Raw genomic sequence first — 19,708 nt, forward strand, 5'->3', positions numbered from 1 at the left:
GGTAATATTCCATAAGCGATTATACCTGCGTGTGCGGACAATGGAATATGCGTCTGGAGCTTTCACGATGCGTTGCAGGGGAGGGCGCGGGGCCGCAGCGGCGGGTCTTGGGGCACGGCGGGGCGGGGCCGCGGAGGCAGTCCGTTGGAGCGCGGCGGGCCGGGGCGCGGCGGTGGCCCCGTGGAGCACGGCGAGCCGTGGGGTGCGCCCGTCCTTGGCTGCGGGTGGGCCGGCATGGCGTTGAGATCGCGCAGCGAGCCATCTCGGCGAGTCGCCGAGCGCCCGAGAGGGGCTAACGGTGTGCCGCGCACCCGCCGCACGAGGCGCATGCCGCGCGCGCTGAGGGAGCTTGGGCAATGCCTCCCCGCGCCGTCTCGCGCAGCGACGCGGGCAGCGCGCGCCCCACATCGCGCATGACCGTTGCCATCTCGTCGAGGGGAACAAGCGCCTCTATGCCCGAGAGCGCGAGCTGCGCCGAGGAGAACGCTGCGGCCACGCCGATAGCGTTGCGGTTCTGGCAGGGCACCTCCACAAGGCCGCCCACGGGGTCGCATACGAGTCCGAGCAGGTTGCCGAGGGCGAGCGATGCCGCGTCCAGTGCTTGGCGCGGCGTGCCGCCCTGCATCTGCACGAGCGCACACGCCGCCATGGCGGCCGCGCTGCCCACCTCGGCCTGGCAGCCGCCCTCCGCGCCTGCAACGCTTGCATTCAGCGTGAGGATGAGCCCTACGGCAGCGGCCGCATAGAGCGCGTCCTGGATCGCGTCCGTGTCAAGCCCAAGGGCCTTTGCCGTGGCGAGCACGCATCCGGGCACGACGCCCGCCGAGCCAGCCGTGGGGGCGGCCACGATCACGCCCATGGAAGCGCTGCGCTCGAGCACCGCCATCGCGCGGGCGACGGCTTCGGTTTGGACGGCTCCCATGAGGGTGGGGGCGAAGGTGCCAGCAGCGTCTTGCACTCGCTTGGCCTCTCCACCGATGAGCCCTCCGAGCGAGCGCCGTGGGCGCTCAAGGGGCTCTGCGGTCTCGGCGTGCATGACCTCGATGACGCGGCTCATAGCGGTGTGGGCCTCGTCGATTCCGATGAGCGCTTCCTCGCGGTGGCGCATGATGCCGCCGATGGTCTGCTGGGTGTCGCCACCGTTGCCTTCGCAGCAGGCAAGCAGCTCGGCTGCGTTGGCGAATGTGCAGCCCGGGTTTCCCGTTTCGGGCGCACGAACCGTTCCGGGCACGCGGATGAGGGTGGCCACGCGTACGTTCTCATTTGCGCGAAGCTCGCCGAGCAGGCCTTCCAGCCGCTCGCCCTGCGGCAGCTCGTCGAGTTCGAAGACGGTGTAGGCCGCTCCGCCCCTTTCGGTGCGGTAGGTGCGCATGAAGGCGATGTTCACGTTGTGCTCGGACAGGCGAACCGTGAGCGCTGCAAGCACGCCGGGTGTGTCACGATGGGCGACGAAGATGGTGTCGTACTCGCCCGTGATATCGACTTCGACCCCGCTCACGCGCGAAAGGCGCACACGGCCGCCGCCAAGGCTTTCTCCTCGTACCGAGCAGACGCTTCCGCAGGCATCCTCCATCTCGATATCCACGGTGTTGGGATGCAGGTGCTCGTCATCGTCGCCGGGAATGAACTCGAAGGAGAGGCCGCGCTCGCGTGCGAGCTCGAAGGCATCGCGGATGCGCTCGTCGTCTGTGGCAAGTCCTAGGATGCCCGCTACGAGCGCGCGGTCGGTGCCGTGCCCGCGGTACGTGTGCGCGAAGCTGTTGTGCAGCACGAAGCGCACGCGAACGACGGGCGCTTCCATAAGCGATGCCGCCACCTGCGCACAGCGCAGGGCACCAGCGGTGTGCGAGGAGGAGGGCCCCACCATGATGGGGCCCAGGATCTCGAAGGTGGAGGTGGTGAGGTGCGGCTGCGGCATGGCTGCTCCCTTGCGGCGGTTGATCAATCGAGCTTGCGGTACTGTCGGGCTCCCAGCTTTGAGCTGTCGCCACTCCATGATAGCGGTTGCTCATAGAGGTTGCGTGCCGCGTCGCGGGGAAGGCCGGTGCCGCGCAGATAATCAGCGCTAAACCCAGTCGCTGGGCTCGATTCCGTGAGATACTGCCGCATGTTGCGCGGTTGTTCCACAAAAAACAGCGGATAAGGAGGCGATGTCGTGGAGTATCTAAAGCTCATCGGTATCGTGATCATCGTGGTCGGCTTCGCGTGCAAGCTCGATTCGATCTTGGTCATCATGGTCGCTGCCATCGCGACGGCGCTCGAGGCAGTCGTGGAACATCCTGAGGGCGACATCGCTGGCGTGGGCGGTGGAAGCGAGTACTAGGCGAGGCTGTCTCGTGCGGTTGAGTGTGGACTAGGTGCAGCCGCCTCGCGTGGTCGGGCGGGCGCCGAGGGAGTTCGCCGCGCGTGCGCGCACGGTCGGGCGGGCGCCGCGGGACCTCACCGGGTGTTCGGTCCGCGGGCGCTCATCGCTCGCTGTGAAATGGGCGCCGAGGGAGTTTACCGCGCTTTTTGAAACGGGCTCCGGGCTGGGCATTCGCCCGTGTCGAACTGCGAGGATTCTGGTATAAAAGTCAGGCAAGGGAGGGCGCTCATGGCTAGAGGGCTTCGTAGAGTGGCTACCATTGCCGGAGCCATGTTTCTGGTGGTCTTGTGCGTGGCTACCCTGCTCGTTGCGCTGGGGTCGTGGTGGTTTGCTCCGGACGCAGGCGTTGCGGCGCAATACCCCCTGATACCGAGTGAGGTTGATTTCGATGGTGACGGGGTCGACGACTATACGGACCTGCTGGACGGTGCTCGTGCGGAGGCTGAGGCGGCCCCTGCATACGATTCCGGGTACTACGAAGGCGGCTACCCGCCCGAAGACCGCGGTGCCTGCACCGATACCGTTTGGCGCGCCTTCGCTGCAGCGGGCTACGATCTGAAAGCCATGGTCGATGCCGACATCGCACACGACCCCGCCGCCTATGCCCAGGTTGCCCCCAGCCCCGACCCCAACATCGACTTTCGTCGCGTAGGCGTGCTCTCGGCGTTCTTCTCGCGCTATGCCACAGGGTTAAGCTGCGACACCTCCGATGCCTCCCTCTGGCAAGCGGGCGACATCGTTATCTTCGGCGAGGACGAGCACATTGGGGTCGTCTCGGACCAGCGCGATGCACGCGGCGTTCCGTTTATCATCCATAACATGGGGCAGCCGTTCCGCGAAGAGGACTATCTGGCCTATCCATGGGCCATGCGCCCCACGGCGCACTATCGCTTTGATACGGCGAAGATTCCAGCCGACGCGCTCGTTGCGTTTGGCGGAGCGCAGTAGCATCACTTTTAAAGCTGCCGGTGCGACGTCATCGTGAGGCAGTTCTTGCGAGAAGGCGGCTCGCGCGCAAAACTCTCCTCAAAGGATCGTTTTTTCTGCGGCCCTCTGAGTAGCGCCACATCGCTCGCTTTGTCTACCTGCATGTTTATTACAAAGAGAGGGCCCGCTACTTGGACGGGCCCTCAAAATTCGATCCTTTGAGGCAAGTTTTGATTTCGCCTAGTGCCGCAGGGCGTTTTGGCGCGATTCTGGCGCCCCACACGCATAGAATGCGAGGCGAGATTCTGCGCCTCATGGAGCTATCGGAACCTCGGAGCCGCTAGGCCCCATGGTGCAGCTAGAGCGCCATCGTGCGAGCACGGTCGATGCGCGCGATGCAGTCGGCGCGCCCGATGAGCTCCATCGTCTCGCCGAGCGGAGGGCTCACCATGTTGCCGCACACGGCAACGCGCACTGCCTGGAACACCACGCGCTTCTTGAGGTCAAGCGCGTCGGGCAGGGGCTCCAAGGCGCCATCGATGGCCTCGGCTGTCCAGCCGTCTTCGGGCAGCGCTTCGAGTGCGGCGCGCGCGGCGTCGAGCACAGAGCCCATGCCCTCCTTGGCAAGGCCCTTGTTTACGGACTTCTCGTCGTATTCCAAGGTTTCGGCGGTGGCGAAGACGGGCGCGGCAACGGTTGCGGCGTCGGAAGGCATCTTGGTGCGCGGCTTCACGATAGCGGCGAGCTTGTCGACCCATGCCTCGTCGAGTTCGGTGCCGCCGGCAAGAAGACCGGCCTCGTGAAGCTCGGGGAGCATGATCTGGTCGGCGAAATCGGCGTCGGTCATGGCATTGATATACTCCGCGTTCACCCAGTCGAGCTTCTTGGGGTCGAAGGTGGCCGGGTTCTTGGAGATGCGCTCGAGCGAGAACTTGCTCGTAAGCACATCGCGGGGGATGATCGTGGTCTCGCCGTCGAGCGACCAGCCAAGAAGCGCCAGGTAGTTCACAAAGGCATCCGAAAGGTAGCCCGCGTCGCGGTACTCTTCGACGCTCGTGGCGCCATGGCGCTTGGAGAGCTTCTTGCCGTCTGCGCCGAGAATCATCGAGATGTGCGCGAAGGTGGGAACGGGTGCGCCAAGGGCCTCGTAGACCATGACCTGGCGCGGCGTGTTGGAGAGGTGGTCGTCGCCGCGAATCACGTGGGTGATGCCCATCGCGGCGTCGTCCACCACGGTGGCAAAGTTATAGGTGGGCGTGCCGTCGGAGCGGAAGATCACGAAATCGTCGAGCTCCTTGGCGGCGAACGTCACCTTGCCGTGGACGGCGTCGTCAATGACCACGTCGCCGCGGTCCTCGGGCACCTTGATGCGCAGGGTATAGGGCTCGCCGGCTTCCATGCGGGTACGGGCTTCGTCGGCCGGGATGTTGCGGCAGCGGCGGTTGTAGCCCTGGAAGGGGTCCTTGCGCGCCTGCGCCTCGGCACGGTCTTGGGCGAGCTGCTCGGGCGTGCAGAAGCAGGGATAAGCCTTGCCCTCGGCGAGCAGGCGCTCGGCCGCCTCGCGGTAGATATCCAGGCGCTCGGTTTGGGAGTAAGGGCCGTACGCGCCGCCTACCTCGGGGCCCTCGTCCCAATCGAGCCCAAGCCAGCGCATGGCACGCAGGATGATCTGCGTATTCTCCTCGGTGGAGCGGGTGGGGTCGGTGTCGTCGATGCGCAGGATGAACGTGCCGCCATTAGCGCGCGCGAACGCCCAGTTGTAGATCGCCGTGCGGGCGCCGCCGATATGCAGCTTGCCGGTAGGCGAGGGTGCGAAGCGGACGCGGACGTTGGACATGAGTGTGCTCCTCTGATGGTCGTGCGGCTCGCGGGCCGTGAGCTTGCGGTTTTGCGCCCCTGATTATAGCAGCGCGAGCGCAGGGGTTGGGGCAGGGGAGGCGGTATGCAGGAATGCTCGGGGCAGCGAGCTCGGGTGCGGTGTGCGGGCTCTGCCGGAATAGGGCTTTTAGGCGGTCGGAATATGGCCAGGCTCCGTCAAAACATGTACACGAGCGTCAAAAACAATCGCAAAATCGACGATTTGTGACGCTCGTGTACACGATTTCTAGGATGAGCTCGTTACGCGATGGAGTGGGATTTCTATTTCGATGCGACCGAGATCGAGATGCTTGATGAGCTATTTGCTCATGAGTGGGATGGCTCAAAACGTACAACATAAGAGATTTTCCCGAGATGGATCTAGCGCTGTTGGGTCTGCGCGTCCTGCGTCCCGACGACTTCCTCATGGAAGTTGCTACTACCAACCCCGAAGGGGCTGTGGCAGCGGTGAGGTCGCTCGTCGCAGTAAAGAAGCGACCTTCGCGTACCATGGAGGAAGAACTCGAGGGGCTTCGCGTCAATATGCTCAGCAGGTTCGCTGACTTCATTGAGCGGAGCTTGGGCCGAGGCTAATGGGCGCTATTCGACGAGATTGTAAATTGCTTTGCAAGCAGTCACTCCGAAATCGATCAGGAACTGTTTCTGCTCACTGCTATACTCTGCCCGTTCATCCAATGATTCCTTATTCGAGTGTCTGAAGCACTGAAGCTGTCTTCTCAGCCTTCTCACAGTATTGTCATCTATGAGTCCAAATGTCACCTTCGAGTAGTCAGGCTGGGTGAACTTCCCGTTTACTTTTAACAGGTTCTCAATCAGGTTTGCGATCTCTCTGAGCTTCTCGTTATTCTCCATCTCGTCGAATCGTGAATTGCCTGCGGAGATAAGCCGGATTCGTTGATCTAGGGTCTCGCCGATCGCCACCGAAGACGCCTTACGCACGAAATGCATGTCGGCAACAATCGCGCGGCGGGTTGCCCAGCGCACCGTGCCGTTGTCGTCAAGGCCAAGCGATAAGGCCATGTCTCTGATTGCCCTGTAGGTAAAACTGGAGGGTTCTTTCGGAGGTCTGCGTAGCACATCGGGGAATTGCTCAATAACATAGTTGCACGCGTTTAGATAGTAGGCGACGACATAGAACCAGCACCTGTCCTCATTGCGTTCCGGCTCGTTGCCGGGCTGACATAGCAGCCGGAACTTCTCTATCGCCTCCATTTCGTCGTGAACCAGGAACTCGAACTCCTGCGTCTCCTCCTCTCCATAGAAGATGTTGTAAGTCCTGTTCACACCTTCGATTAGCGAGAAGAAACGATAGTAATAGTCATCTTCTGTAATGTTGTCGAGATAGTACTTTCTTAAATCGATCATTTGCCTTTACACCCTCGTTCGTCCTTTTGAATCGCGCGATGCTTGAGACTGACCTGCTGCTGTGAGGGTATGCGCGATTCTCGAGGTTTCCTGTCTAGATTTGCGCGAACGTATCATCGGATTACAACCATTCCTGTTCTTCAGGATCCCAAGTCTTTCCTCGAGCTTCTCCGCTGAGCGCTGGAGCAAGCCATTCGTCAACCTTTTGAGAGGCTTGCTCTATGCTTAATGGCATTCTATGATCGGAGCAAGTTCTAGCTTCTTTTGTATAAGCCTTTTCATAGGGTCCAAACCAGCTGTTTGGTACTTCAAAATGCTCTATGGGTTCCATACCGCGCAGGGCTGATTCCCGCCTGAGCTTTCTTGCGAGGATGTCGGCATCCACCGCGCACGTGCACATTACCACAGCTAGATCAACAAGATCCTTAACGCGTGATGACGGCCTGCCGTTATATCGTTGCATGATGGCGCACGCCTTGTCTGCGATTCTTTCCTCAATCGTTTGAATTGCGTAATTGCTGGTAGGAAGCCCTGGCACCGTAAGCCTGCTGACAGGAGTGGTGATGGTCCAATCTTCCGGTGGCGTCTGGTCAACGACAAGGTCAATGTGTATCGGGTTAAGTCTCTTGGTCCTTCCTAATATAGGGATAAATTCTACTTGGTAGCCCGTGCGATACTCCTGAGAAACTGGAATCGGCTGGGCATCAAAGAATGTAAACTCGAGGTAATCATCAAGATCAATTGAGGCGAGTTTTTTCAGTCGGTTCAGCGCTTCCTCAATGCTTGCCGTGGTGCCCACGAGGTCGATGTCGCGGCTTTCTCGAGCATCGACTCGTCGGGCAAGTTGGCTCTGACCTCCCTTGAGAACGAATGCCGGCTGCTGTTCTGAGAATATGCGGCACAAGAATCGATCGAGATAGAAGCTCTCGATGGCCTTATTCGTGTTGCGTGGTGATTTTCGCGCAGCTTCCCGTACGGCCTGTTCAAGAGCTCTTGGGGTTGAGTAACGCGTTGGCATGCTTTACCTTCTATCCATCAACCAAGGTGTTTCCCTGTCGTTCTTATTCGTTTCCCCAGTCCGTTTGTCCGAGTGCGCGAGTTAATGATGCAAGGGCTGATTTGAGTCCCTCGGCATCGATAGTGGCCCTTGATTCTTGGAGGATAGGGAGCAGCTCGGAAGAGCTCAAAGCTTGGTAGAGTTCTTTGGCGGCACGCTTGGTAATCGCGTGCACCGCGTTCCTCTTGATGAGGTCATGTGCGAATTCGGTGCCAGATGCGAACCCATGGGTTTTTGAAAGGGGAGAGAGCAGATCGGACATCCTATCCATGTCAAAGATATGGCCTTTCTTTGCTGCGTCTGCAATAACGTCGTCAATCAGGCTTGGGTCATCATGAGTGCGAATCATGTCCGTGATAGCCCGCTCTAGCGTGGCAACGGGGATATCGAACGAGTGCGTGACGTCCTGTTCGTCAACATCGGCGTTCACAAGCTCGAGATCGGGGCGCGCTGTTCGCTTTGAGACGGACACCGCAAAGCAGTAGGGTGTCGCATGAAGGTTACCGAAGGCGTATAGAGAGGCGGCTGTTCGTCCGGTTGCAACGGAGTCAGGAGGTCTTTTCCCGAGTCGTTCATATGCGGTTTCTTGTGGATAAAGCGATAGCCAGGCAGCCTTTATCGCCATATGTGCAGTCTCTGCTCCCGAGGTCGTTCGGTATACGCCGTAGCAAATTGATTCAAGCCTACCGTCATTTGCCATGCGGGCAAGCTGGGTTCGACTAATGCCGAGCGCGACCGCTTGGGCCGAGGTGACGAGTCCCCACTGCGACGCAGCGAGATCGTACAGTACTGATATGTTTCCACGTTTGCCCATAGCAAGATTATATACAAATATGTTAACAAAGTTGCAGACTTGAGCATGTAGAATGCACGGGTTCTAAATCGTCGGTCGATCTGAAATGGCAACGAATGGCTGTCGTGCTTGCAAATGGGTATGAACCAAGGCATGTATGCCGTATCGCGTCGGAAAGGGTGTCCATGGTGGAAGCACCGGCAATCGTAGCTCACGACGTTTCTTACCGCAGCGGAGCGTATCGTTCGTTCGAATTCTCCTCGTTTGAAGTTTCTCCAGGTGAGGTGTGCATGCTGCTCTCGACCGATCATGCGCCGGCGCGCGACGTGCTGCTTGCCGTGACAGGGCTCGTTAAACCTACATCGGGCTCGCTTGTAGTGTGCGGGGTGGAGTTGGCCGGCGGCGCGCCAGCCAGCGGTCTTGCTGCTCTGCGGCGAGCTTTTGCTTCGCGCGAGCGGCTGCCTCGGGCGCAGGTGGGCCTTGGTGTGTTTGAGCGAGTGGCCGAGGTATCGGGCGCGTGGACGGTCGAGGAAGCGGTCGCTCGTGAAGCCCGGTTGCGAGCGCACCGCGGTGACTCGGCGAGCATGCGCGGTGCAGCGGACGCGAACGGCTCATCACGTGCGTGCGATGCCGCGGATCTCGCGGCGGGCGTTGCCGAGGGCGCTGCGGAGCATGCTGCCGCGTTCAGCCCAGAATGCGAGCCCGCTGCCGACGCGGCGGGAAAGCACGACGCCAAGCAGAGCCCCTTTGGCGCGGGGTCTCGCGCGTCCGATGTCCTCCCGTTTCTTGCCGCGCTTGGCCTTGCTACGGCATCTGAGCAGGAGATAGACCGGCTTAATCCCGCGCAGCGTGCGCGCTTCTCTGCCGCGCTCGCGCTGGCGGGCGCGCCGCGCGTCGCCGTGATCGATTTGACCGACCCATTCGTTACGGGTCTTTCTGCCGCCGATGCCTCGATGCTTGTCGAAGATGCGCGCTCCGTTGCCGCGCGAATGGGCACGGCGGTTCTCGTTGCAACGAGCGAGCCGGCGTGCGCCTGCGCGGCCGAGGCTTTCGGCTGTTCCGCGTGCGCGCTCGATATTCCCGCGGCAGAGGCTCTCGATGCGATGCGTGCAAGCGGCCGTCCCAGTGAGCCCGTCCCCGCGGCCTCGATGCCCGGAGCTGGTGTCGCGCCTGACTCCCCCAGAGACTTCGCGCGCGGAGGCGGTGCCGCCCCTGATTCCCTTGCGCCCAAGCTGGAGGTGATGGCGTAATGAGCGCCTTCATGGATATCGTTCGCTCTCTGGCCGCCCGCCTTGGTCGCGGCCGTACTTCCATCCTCGTGGCTGCCGTGCTCGTGCCGGCGCTTACGGCAGCGGTTCTCGTGCCGGCGCTCGTTCCCGCTCTCGATGCCTCAAGCCGGATTCCCGTGGCGGTGGTGAATCTCGACGAGGGCGCAGTCGATGCAGATGGCAGGAACGTGCAAGCCGGCTCGGACCTCGTCGATTCGCTCCTCGATTCGGATGAGCTCGCATGGAGCGAGGTGGGCGCATCCGAGGCCGAGCAAGGTCTTGCCAACGGTACATACGCGCTCATCCTCGAGGTTCCGGCAGATTATTCGGAGAAGGTGTCGAGCCTCACGGGTTCGAATCCCGAGCAGGCGCAGCTTCGCATCATTTCCGATGGCGCGCAGAATGTGCTTGCCACAAAAGAGGGCTCTGCGGTACTCAGGCAGGTCCAGGCCCGCCTTCGTTCCGATCTTGGTGAGAATTATCTTCTGAACGTGCTTAATAATGTGCGCAGCCAAGCATCCACGCTGACGCTCACCGCAGATGGGGCGGTCATGCTGGATAGCGCCTACGATGCCCTTGAGCAGGGGACGAGTGCCATGGCGGAGGGCCTTGAGCAGACGGCGTCCGGCACCGGCGCGCTTGCAGAGGGCGTTGGTGCGATCGCGAGCGGCGTGACGGCGGCGGGCGCGGGAGCGGAGTCGCTCGCAGCCGGCATGGATGCAACGAACGACCAGGTCATTGCTCCGCTTGCCGCCGGTGCCGAAGCCACGGTGGCTGGCGTTGCCGCGGCAGGGGAGGGCATTGAAACGCTCGGCTCCGCGGTCACACGTACGGGCGAGGGCCTTCTCAAGGCTTCGTCCGAGCTCGATCAGAGCATTTCCGACCTCGCCGAGCTGAGATCGCTCGCGCCGCAATTCTCCGAGCATGCGCAGACGCTGTCCGATGCGCTGGGGAGCATGTCCGATGCCTCGTCCTCGGTCCAAGCGGGCGCCGAGGCGCTTGTAGGGGCGGTCGGCGATGCGCAGGCTGCTGTGGGGGAGGCGCAGACGGACGCGCAGGCGCTCGCGCACACCTTGTCTTCGGAGCAAGGCGATGAGGGCCAGGAGGGTATCGTACAACGCATGGAAGCGCTCGATGCTGAATACGAGGAGCTCGTCCATCGCCTTACTGCGATAGCGAATGGCACCTTCGATCCCTCGGGGGTAACCGATGGTCTTGACACGCTCGAAGAGGTGTCGGCACGCATCGAAGAGCTCGAGCTAGAGCGCGAGAGTCTTCGTAGCGAGCTCGAGCAGGCTGCTGCAAACGCGCAGTCCCTTGCGGGCAAGGTTGATTCGGCTGCCACCTCTCTCGACGGCTTGGAGGGACAGCGCCAGGCGCTCGCGAGTGCTGCGGAAGAATACAGCCAAGCTGAGCAGACGGCTACGGGCGCCGCGAACGACATTGCCTCTCTTGCCGGTCAATTCGTGGAGCCAGCTTTGAGGGTTGCGGTGAACGCGCAGGTTGCGAAGGCGACCCTCGACGCCTCTGCACCGGCGTTGATCGAGACCGGCGGCCTCATCACCCAGACCGGCGCATCGCTTGCGCCCGATGGCATGCTTGGGCTGGGGGTGCAGGGCGTGGCTGCGGGTACCGCCGCTTTGCCGCAGGTGCTCGATACGTTCTCTACGGCAACCGCGGCGCTCGGGCAGGGCAACGTCGCGCTCGGGCAGGCGCTTGATGCCGTGGGCGCGGGCATATCTGGCCTGGGCGAGGGCATCTCGGTGATGGCCTCGGCAGAAGGGCAGCTTGCGTCGGGCGTCGGTCAGCTTCGCGAGGGGCAGGAAACGATCAACGATACGCTGTCGTCTGCCGGAGAGAGCCTGGGCGCTGCCTCGTCCCAGGCGGAGGAGCGGGCTGAGGCCGCAGCGGCGCCCGTTTCCTTTACCACGGAAGCGCGCAACCGCGTCTCGGAGCCCATGCAGGTCGCGCCGATCGCGCTCGCGGTGGCCCTCTGGCTCGGCGCGCTGCTGGCGGCTGTCGTGATGCCTCCGCTCGATGGGCGCGTCGTCTTGGCGGGCCGCGCGCTGCCGGCGGTGCTCTCGGGCTTTGTCGTTTCGGCGGGCGTGGCGCTCGTTCAGGCGATTGCCGTGGCGCTTGCCGTTATCTTCGCCACGGGGAGCGCCCCTGCGAATATGCCCGCGTTCTGCGCCATCGTGGTTCTGGCGGCGCTGTCGTTCGCGGCGATTGGTCAGGGCGCGCGGGCTCTCTGCGGACGCGCGGCGGCCCCCGTGCTCGTGCTCCTGCTGGCGCTTCAGCTTGTGTGCGCGGGGAGCGTGCTGCCCGCGTCCCTCGCGGGCGGGGCCTTTGAGGCTCTCGGGACGGTGCTGCCCGTGCCGCAGTTTGCCGAGGGCCTGCGCGGAGCCATGGCGAGCCCTGCGACCGGCGCGGGCGGTGCCTGCGTGGTGCTTACGGTTTGGCTCGTCATCGGCCTTGCGGCAACTGTCGCTGCTGCGCGGGCGCGCACGCATATTCGTCCCGAGCGTGTGTTCGCTGGCTGAGGCACGGTCGATGAGACAAGGGATGAGACAGTTTCACCCGGCACGATTGTCTCATGTGAGACAGATTAACCCGGCACCGTTGTCTCATTGAAGCCCGCAGCGGCGATGGCGGCAATAATAGATGTGGCGCTTGTGCGCGGGCGCATGCGTGTCCGCGCGGCGCGGTACAATCACGTAGCCGAATAGCCCGGGGGAATGGTAACGGTCCCCGGACGTCATACGAAAGGGGCTCATATGCCAGATCAGATTCGTTCCACCTCACCCACCTGCGCCTCGGCGTGCGAATCCACGCCGCGCAGCTACCTCTTTACCTCTGAGTCCGTGACGGAGGGCCATCCCGATAAGATTGCCGACCAAATCTCGGATGCGGTGCTCGACGCCATCCTCGACAAGGAGGCGCGCCTCGAAGCCATGGGCTACGTGGATACGGACGGCGTTCCCGCCAAGCTCGAAAACGTGCGATGCGCCGCCGAGACGCTTCTCACCACCGGCATGGTCGTCATCTCGGGCGAGATTCGCACCCAGGCCTACGTCGACGTGCAGCAGATCGCGCGTGACGTCATCTGCCGCATCGGTTACGACCGGGCGGAGTACGGCTTCGACGGCCATGCATGCGGCGTCATCAACATGATCCACGGCCAAAGCTCGGACATCGCGCAGGGTGTGGACGAGAGCTTTGATGTGCAGGCCGGTACCACAACTGACCCGCTCGACCTTATCGGCGCCGGCGACCAGGGCATGATGTTCGGGTACGCCACCGACGAGACCTCTGCCTTCATGCCCATGCCGCATTATCTGGCGAGCCGCTTGGCAGAGCGCCTGGCGGCGGTTCGCCACGACGGCACGCTTCCGTACCTGCGCCCTGACGGCAAGACCCAGGTGACCGTGCGCTATGAGGACGACCGTCCCGTCTCGGTGGAGACGGTCGTGATCTCTACGCAGCATGCCCCCGAGATCGAGGACATGGGCGTCATCAAAGAGGATATGCTGAAGCACGTCATCGCGCCTGTGCTCGATGGGGCGGGCATCCCTTGGGACGGCGCCCGCGTCTATGTGAACCCCACCGGCCGCTTCGTGGTGGGCGGTCCCATGGGCGACACCGGCCTTACCGGCCGCAAGATCATCGTCGACACCTATGGCGGCACGGGTCGCCACGGCGGTGGCGCCTTCTCGGGCAAGGACTGCACGAAGGTCGACCGTTCCGCCGCCTACGCCGCGCGCTGGGTGGCCAAGAACGTGGTCGCCGCCGGCCTTGCCCGCCGTTGCGAGGTTCAGCTTGCCTACGCCATCGGCGTGGCGCGCCCGCTCTCCATCATGGTCGACACGTTCGGGACGTCTGTCGTCGCCGAGGATGCGATCGAGCGCGCCGTGGGAGAGGTGTTCGACCTTCGCCCCGGCGCCATCATCCGCGACCTCGATCTGCGCCGTCCCATTTACGAGAAGACGGCGGCCTATGGGCACTTCGGTCGTGACGACGAGGACTTTACGTGGGAACATACGGACCGCGTGGACGAGCTGCGCGCCGCGTGCGGCCTCTAGACAACGATCATCCATTCGCGGGATTTGATGTGCATGGCTGAGCAGCTTTCGCTGTGGGATTTGGTAGGGGAAGAGGGCGACGGGGGAGCGTGCTCTTCTGATGGCATGGAGCCGCTTCGCCCGGCTGACGCTACCCCGGATGCCTCTTCGAAGGGGGCTGTAGCGCCGGATGGCACCGGGTCCTCCCGGGGCGCAGACCGAACGCGCGCCGCGGCCGGCCTCGTTCCCGATACCGTGACGGCTTCGGGCGAGCGCCGGCTTGCACAGGGTTCGGAGCCCGTGTGCGGCTACGTCTCCGTGGTGGTCGACGTTCCCTCGCGTGCGCTGTCTGATCCCTTCGCCTATGCGGTTCCCGCATCGTTTGATGAGGAAGCGGTGCCGGGCGCCATCGTGCTCGTCTCGTTCCATCGCCGCATGGTTGCCGGCTACGTCGTTATGCGCGCCTCCGAGCTGGCTGAGCTGCCGGGAGCGGCCGGCCTTGCGCCCGAGCGCGTGCTGCCTGTGCGCTCCGTGCTCGCCGAGCGCGCCTTCGGGCCGGTATCTGCTCAGCTCGCCTTCTGGATGTCGCGCGAATACGTTGCCTCGGTCGCTGAATGCCTCCGTCTTTTCTTGCCTCCCAAGGCAACGCCGCGCGTGCGCAAGCTCGAGGACGGCAGCTACGAGGTGGAGCGACCCAAGACGAAGGAGGTGCACGAGCGGTGGGTGACCCTTACCGACGAAGGCCGCGGCTATAGGCCCGCCGTCAACGCGCATCGCCAGCGCCAGCTCATGGAGGCCCTGTCCTGCGGGCCGGTGACCACGCGCGAGCTCAACTTCCTCTATTCCAGCATGTCGGCGACGATAAGAACGCTTGAGAAGAAGGGCATCGTTGCCATCGAGGAGCGTCGTGCCTGGCGCGGCGTGCCGTCTGAGCAGCACCGTCTCTCGTCTGCGCGCGCGCAGGTTCCGGAAAGCTTGACGGAAGGCCAGCGCGCCGCGCTTGCCGCCATCGAGCGCGCGCGGAAGGCCGAGGCCGGCGATGTGGTGGTCATCGACGGGGTGACTGGTTCGGGCAAGACGGAGGTCTACCTCTCCGCCATCGAGCCCGTTCTCGCGGCGGGAAAGTCCGCGTGCGTGCTCGTGCCCGAGATCTCACTCACCGCGCAGACGGTCGGCCGTTTCAGGTCGCGCTTCGGGGATGCGGTGGCCGTGTTCCACTCGCGCCTTTCTGACGGGGAGCGGCTCGACCAATGGGATATGGTCCGAAGCGGGGCGGCGCGCGTTGTTGTGGGCGCACGCTCGGCGTTGTTCTGCCCGTACCGGGAGCTCGGCATCATCATCATCGATGAGGAGCACGAGCAGAGCTATAAGCAGGGCTCGAGCCCGCGCTACCATGCGCGCGATGTTGCGGCCGAGATGGCGCGGCGCTATGGCTGCCCGCTCGTCTTGGGATCCGCCACGCCTTCGTCTGAGGCGCTCGAGCGTTGCCGCCGGGGGGCTCATCGCGGCCAGGCGTGGACTCGAGTCGAGATGCCTGAGCGTCCCGGCGGGGCGGTGCTTCCGCGCATCGTCGTGGCAGATTTGAGGCGCGAGTTCTCCGGCGGAAGCCGATCGATATTCTCCCGCCCGCTTCACGATGCGCTCATGGGAATCGTCGAGCGCCGTGAGAAGGCGGTGCTCCTCCATAACCGTCGCGGCTTCGCTCCGTTCCTCATGTGCCGGGAATGCGGATGCGTTCCCACGTGCAAGCATTGCTCGACGGCGCTCACCTACCATGAGCGCACGCATACCCTTGAATGCCATACGTGCGGGTCGGTCTATCGCGTGCGGCCGTATCCGGCGCCAGGCTCGCGCTGCCCGAAGTGCGGAAGCCCGTACCTCGCTAAGATGGGGCTAGGGACGCAGCAGGTAGAAGATGCCCTCAGGCAACTGCTCCCGAGCGATGTTGCCGTGATTCGCATGGATGCCGACTCCACGCGCGGCAAGGATGGCCACGCCCGGCTCCTCGAGGAATTCGACGCGGCTGAATGCGCCGTGCTGCTGGGAACGCAGATGATCGCGAAGGGCCTCGATTTCCCCGAGGTCACACTCGTGGGCGTCATCAATGCCGACTACGCGCTCAAGATGCCCGATTTCCGTGCGAGCGAGCGCGCCTACGACCTTCTCGAGCAGGTGGCCGGTCGAGCGGGGCGCGGTGAGCGTCCGGGCGAGGTCATCATCCAGACCTATCTGCCGCACGACCCCGTCATCCGTGCCGTGGCGTCGCATGACCGCTCAGTCTTCTTCAGCCACGACCTTGCCATGCGCCTCGATGCCCAGTACCCGCCCTACGTGCGTCTGGTGAACGTCGTGTGCCGCGGCCGCTCGGAGGAGCGCACGCGTTCCTTTGCCGATCGCTTTGCCACGGAGGTGCGGCGCGTGCTCAAGCTCGGGGCGCCGGCATCTGCGGGCAGGGGCAGCGGTTTGGCGGTGAGCGGTCTTCCCGTAGTGCTCGGACCCGCGAGCTGTGTCATCGAGCGGGCGAAGGACCGGTATCGCTTCCATTTCCTCGTCAAGGCTCCGCTCGACTACGATGTCTCGTCTGCTATCGCCGAGGCGCTTGCCCGCGTGGGCGAGGAGCGCGGCATCAGCATCTCCGTCGACGTCGATCCCTACGACCTTATGTGAGACAAAGAGACAAGTTCATTGTCTTACCCCGTGCCTGCGGGTTTTATCGTGAAGCGCTGCGGGCGGCGGGTTCGCGCGCGGCGCGTGGGGGTACAGTGGTTAGCGTTTGAGAGTACCGCGCGCAGGCGGCGCGCCGACATAGGGAAGGTTGCCATGGAAGTGAACGGAATCGTGCTTTCTCCCGACCCGCGCTTGCGGCAGGAGTGCAAGCCCATCGAAGAGATAACGCCCGAAATCGAGGCGCTCGCCGAGCGTATGAAGCGCGAGATGTTCGAAAATGCCGGAGTCGGCCTTGCCGCCCCGCAAATTGGCGAGCTCGTGCAGATGGTGGTCATCGACACGGACTACGAGTCGGCCGACGATTACGACCCGATCGTCCTCATCAATCCCGTCATCGTCGAGCAGTCTGACCACCTTGTGCCCTTCTCGGAAGGATGCCTTTCCATCCCGGGCGTGAGCTGCGAGATCAAGCGCCCCGACCGCGTGGTGGTGGAGGCGTACGACCTTGATGCGAACCTTATGCGCTACGAGGCCGAGGGCGGCGTGTTCTGCGTGTGCCTGCAGCACGAAATCGACCACCTGCACGGCATCACCATGTTCGAGCGACTCGAGCCTGCCCAGCGCATGCATGCCATGCGCGAGTACCAGGAGGCACTGCGCCGCGGAGCCAAGCCCGGCGAAACTGAGTAAGTAACTCTCTTTTTCCTGTGCGAGTTTCGTATGGCCGCCTGAGCCGTGCGCTCGCCGCGAGTTCCACAGCAGGTTCAGCTATGCTGAGGCGGCGAGGACTGCCCGAACGCCGGGCAAACGGAATCGGAGGTTGCCGAGAAAGGAGCCCTCATGCGTGTCGTATTCATGGGAACGCCGGCTTTCGCTGTGCCCTCGCTTAGGGCGCTCGATGCCGCCTTCGATGTTGCCCTCGTGGTCACGCGGCCCGATGCGGTTCGCTCGCGTGGCAAGAAACTTGAACCCTCTCCCGTTAAGGAGGCGGCGCTCGAACTCGGTCTTCCCGTGCTCGAGACCGCGCGCATGACCCCTGAGGTGCTCGAGGCGCTGCGTGCCGCTCAAGCCGATGTGTTCTGCGTGGCGGCTTACGGGTGCATCCTGCCCAACGAGGTCCTCACCATGGCTCCTGCCGGGTGCGTGAACGTGCACGCGTCGCTTCTGCCCCGTTGGCGCGGCGCGGCTCCCATCCAGCGCTGCATTCTTGCCGGCGATGCCGAAACGGGCGTATCCATCATGCGCATCGGCCAGGGGGTCGATACGGGCGACTACTGCGCACAGGCTTCGTGCAGCGTTCCGGGTAAGACCGCGGACGAGCTTACCGCGGAGCTCGGCCAGCTCGGCGGCGACCTGCTTGCTAAGATGCTTCCCACGATCGTTGACGGCGCCGCGTCCTGGACCGCGCAGGATGAGTCGCTCGTCACCCATGCGGCAAAGATTTCCAAGGCAGAGATGCGCCTTGACCCCGCGGCGAGCGCGTGCGATAACGTGCGCCGTGTGCTCGCATCCTCGGATGCGGCGCCTGCTCGCTGCGTCGTTGCAGGCAAAGCAGCTCGAATCGTCTCGGCGCAAGAAGCGCCCGCACCCTCTGCCATCTCGAACCTTGATGCCGGAGCATTCGCAATCCACGATAAGCGGCTGTACATGGGCTGTTCGGATGGAATCATCGAGGTCCTTGAGCTCAAGCCCGACGGAAAGCGTGCGATGGACGCTGCTTCATGGGCTGCGGGGCAGCGCGAGCGCGAGGGCAGTTGGGAGACGCTCTCGTGACGGAACTTTCACCCGCGCGCCGGGTTGCCCTTGATATCCTGCTCGATCTTGAGGAAAGCGGAGCCTATGCCCGCGACGGCCTCGACGCCTCGCCGGAGTTGCGTGAGCTGAGCCGCCGAGACGCCGGCCTTGCGACCCGCCTTGTGCTCGGTGTGGTGGCAACCTATGGCTGCCTCGACGAGCTTATCGATACCTACTGTGAGAAGCCCGGCCGTATGAACGCCCGCATTCGCGAGGCGCTTCGCATCGCGGCGTTCGAGATCGTCTATCTGGGTACTGAGCCCCGGGCGGCGGTGAGTCAGGGTGTGGAGCTCGTGCGCACCCGCGCTAAGAGCGCTGCGGGCTTCGCGAACGCCGTGCTCCGTCGCATCGTTGCCGACCGCGGGGTGTATCTGGCCGCCGAGGATGTTCCGGCGGGATCCGAGCGCGATACGGTCTCGGCTGCACGCTCGGCGGGCCTGCCGGCATGGCTTGCGGGGGAGGTCATTTCCTCGCTTGGTTTCGAGCGATCTCGCCTGCTCTTTGGCTGCGAGCTTGAGCCGGCTCCCGTAGCGGTGCACCTCAACCCTCATGATGCTACGGCAGAAGACGTCCTTGCGGGCCTGCGCGTCGGTGCTTCCGATGTTGCCGAACTGCCCGGCTGCATCGCGCCGGTCGCCAGCTCAGAGCTTATGCATACCGATCTGCTCAAGCGTTCTGCCGTTGCGGTCTGCGATCTGAATGCCCAGGTGGTGGCGACGGCTGCCACGATGCCGGGCGACTGCCTCGAGGTTGGCGCGGGTCGCGGTACCAAGAGCTTCGTCATGGCGGCGCAAGCGACTCGCTGCGATATGAGGCGCTCGGCTGTTGCGATTGAGCTTTCAAAGAAGAAGAATCGCCTGAATCGCCGACGCCTCGAGCGCGCAGGGCTCATCGAGGGCGTCTGCTTCGTCACCGGTGACGGTTGCGACCTTGATCGCGCCCTTTCCGAAACTGATCGTCGGGCAGGGGAGCGGCACCTCTTCGATAGCGTGCTTGTAGACGCGCCCTGCACCGGGACGGGTACCATGCGTCGCCATCCCGAGATTCCCTGGCGCCTTCTGCCTGAAGATATCGATCGCGACATGCCCGGCTTGCAGCTTGCCCTGCTTACCGAGGCGGCGCGGCGCGTGCGTCCTGGCGGGCAGCTTATCTACGCGACCTGCTCGGTGCTCCAGCAGGAAAACGCGGCGGTGGTTGATGCTTTTCTCAATAGCGAGGCTTGCCGTGGCTTCGCGCTTGCGCCCGTCTCGCAGGCTCCGATATTCGAGCGCCCTGAGTTCGCTGACGCGGCCGCATACGTGCGCTCCCAGGAGACTAATCGCGGCCTCTTCCAAACCGTTCCCGCGCTCGACAGCTTCGATGGCCATTTCTGCGCCCGGTTTGTCCGTCGCAAAACCGTTTAGCGATTGTGCGGGCTTCATATTGTTCTACTCAGCGCTCTGAATGCCTCTTGCGAGAAGCATGCGGAGCGAGTTTTCAACTTTTGGGCACTTGATTGCGGGGTTGCTGAGTATCGAGCGTGAAAGTGCGAAAAGG

The 19,708-nt window shown here is 63.4% G+C and carries 15 protein-coding genes; 10 read left to right on the forward strand and 5 right to left on the reverse strand.

What is annotated here, in order from left to right; all coding sequences use genetic code 11:
• Window positions 1-292: 292 nt before the first annotated feature.
• Entirely contained in the window at window positions 293-1,918 is a 1,626-nt protein-coding gene (sdaAA, locus tag GJE22_RS03315) for an L-serine ammonia-lyase, iron-sulfur-dependent, subunit alpha (RefSeq protein WP_144687805.1), read from the reverse strand.
• A gap of 237 nt (window positions 1,919-2,155) precedes the next feature.
• Here sdaAA and GJE22_RS10030 point away from each other — a divergent pair, with 237 nt between their 5' ends.
• Window positions 2,156-2,323 carry a 5-oxoproline transporter, DUF969 family subunit gene (locus GJE22_RS10030; RefSeq protein WP_235895763.1) on the forward strand — a complete coding sequence of 56 codons (168 nt, stop codon included), beginning with the start codon at window positions 2,156-2,158 and terminating at the stop codon, window positions 2,321-2,323.
• 270 nt (window positions 2,324-2,593) lie between these two features.
• Complete coding sequence (locus GJE22_RS03325; protein WP_144687806.1) at window positions 2,594-3,313, forward strand: DUF1287 domain-containing protein; 720 nt, start codon at window positions 2,594-2,596, stop codon at window positions 3,311-3,313.
• A 337-nt stretch (window positions 3,314-3,650) separates the two neighbouring features.
• Here GJE22_RS03325 and gltX read toward each other — a convergent pair whose 3' ends face one another.
• The gene (gene gltX / locus GJE22_RS03330; RefSeq protein WP_144687807.1) at window positions 3,651-5,129 is read right to left on the reverse strand and encodes a glutamate--tRNA ligase; all 1,479 of its coding nucleotides are present in this window, start codon (window positions 5,127-5,129) and stop codon (window positions 3,651-3,653) included.
• Window positions 5,130-5,524: 395 nt separating this feature from the next.
• On the opposite strand from gltX, the gene GJE22_RS03335 reads away from it, so the two are divergent.
• The gene (locus tag GJE22_RS03335; protein WP_144687808.1) at window positions 5,525-5,743 is read left to right on the forward strand and encodes a hypothetical protein; all 219 of its coding nucleotides are present in this window, start codon (window positions 5,525-5,527) and stop codon (window positions 5,741-5,743) included.
• Between the two features lie 6 nt (window positions 5,744-5,749).
• Here the strand turns inward: GJE22_RS03335 and GJE22_RS03340 are convergent, their stop codons facing one another.
• The 3 genes from GJE22_RS03340 to GJE22_RS03350 all read right to left on the reverse strand — a co-directional run bounded on the left by GJE22_RS03340 (window position 5,750) and on the right by GJE22_RS03350 (window position 8,406).
• Window positions 5,750-6,535 carry a hypothetical protein gene (locus tag GJE22_RS03340; protein ID WP_144687809.1) on the reverse strand — a complete coding sequence of 262 codons (786 nt, stop codon included), beginning with the start codon at window positions 6,533-6,535 and terminating at the stop codon, window positions 5,750-5,752.
• A 121-nt stretch (window positions 6,536-6,656) separates the two neighbouring features.
• Window positions 6,657-7,553, reverse strand: coding sequence for a nucleotidyl transferase AbiEii/AbiGii toxin family protein (locus GJE22_RS03345; protein WP_144687810.1), 897 nt, complete (start codon window positions 7,551-7,553; stop codon window positions 6,657-6,659).
• A gap of 43 nt (window positions 7,554-7,596) precedes the next feature.
• On the reverse strand, window positions 7,597-8,406 hold the full coding sequence (locus GJE22_RS03350; protein WP_144687811.1) for a type IV toxin-antitoxin system AbiEi family antitoxin domain-containing protein: 810 nt from the start codon (window positions 8,404-8,406) through the stop codon (window positions 7,597-7,599).
• 164 nt (window positions 8,407-8,570) lie between these two features.
• Between GJE22_RS03350 and GJE22_RS03355 the strand changes: the two genes are divergently transcribed.
• The 7 genes from GJE22_RS03355 to GJE22_RS03385 all read left to right on the forward strand — a co-directional run bounded on the left by GJE22_RS03355 (window position 8,571) and on the right by GJE22_RS03385 (window position 19,575).
• Window positions 8,571-9,635: a P-loop NTPase family protein gene (locus GJE22_RS03355; protein WP_144687812.1), complete on the forward strand. Its 1,065-nt coding sequence runs from the start codon at window positions 8,571-8,573 to the stop codon at window positions 9,633-9,635.
• The gene (locus tag GJE22_RS03360) at window positions 9,635-12,193 is read left to right on the forward strand and encodes a YhgE/Pip family protein (protein ID WP_144687813.1); all 2,559 of its coding nucleotides are present in this window, start codon (window positions 9,635-9,637) and stop codon (window positions 12,191-12,193) included. The genes GJE22_RS03355 and GJE22_RS03360 overlap by 1 nt, the downstream gene beginning before the upstream one ends.
• Window positions 12,194-12,427: 234 nt before the next feature.
• Window positions 12,428-13,732 carry a methionine adenosyltransferase gene (gene metK, locus GJE22_RS03365; protein ID WP_144687814.1) on the forward strand — a complete coding sequence of 435 codons (1,305 nt, stop codon included), beginning with the start codon at window positions 12,428-12,430 and terminating at the stop codon, window positions 13,730-13,732.
• A gap of 33 nt (window positions 13,733-13,765) precedes the next feature.
• The gene (gene priA / locus GJE22_RS03370; protein WP_235895765.1) at window positions 13,766-16,378 is read left to right on the forward strand and encodes a replication restart helicase PriA; all 2,613 of its coding nucleotides are present in this window, start codon (window positions 13,766-13,768) and stop codon (window positions 16,376-16,378) included.
• Window positions 16,379-16,531: 153 nt separating this feature from the next.
• Window positions 16,532-17,068 carry a peptide deformylase gene (def, locus tag GJE22_RS03375; RefSeq protein ID WP_019128499.1) on the forward strand — a complete coding sequence of 179 codons (537 nt, stop codon included), beginning with the start codon at window positions 16,532-16,534 and terminating at the stop codon, window positions 17,066-17,068.
• Between the two features lie 150 nt (window positions 17,069-17,218).
• Window positions 17,219-18,151 carry a methionyl-tRNA formyltransferase gene (gene fmt / locus GJE22_RS03380; RefSeq protein ID WP_144687815.1) on the forward strand — a complete coding sequence of 311 codons (933 nt, stop codon included), beginning with the start codon at window positions 17,219-17,221 and terminating at the stop codon, window positions 18,149-18,151.
• The gene (locus GJE22_RS03385; RefSeq protein WP_235895766.1) at window positions 18,148-19,575 is read left to right on the forward strand and encodes an RsmB/NOP family class I SAM-dependent RNA methyltransferase; all 1,428 of its coding nucleotides are present in this window, start codon (window positions 18,148-18,150) and stop codon (window positions 19,573-19,575) included. The genes fmt and GJE22_RS03385 overlap by 4 nt, the downstream gene beginning before the upstream one ends.
• Window positions 19,576-19,708 lie beyond the last annotated feature (133 nt).

Source organism: Enorma shizhengliae (genome assembly GCF_009676995.1).
Classification (GTDB): domain Bacteria; phylum Actinomycetota; class Coriobacteriia; order Coriobacteriales; family Coriobacteriaceae; genus Enorma; species Enorma massiliensis.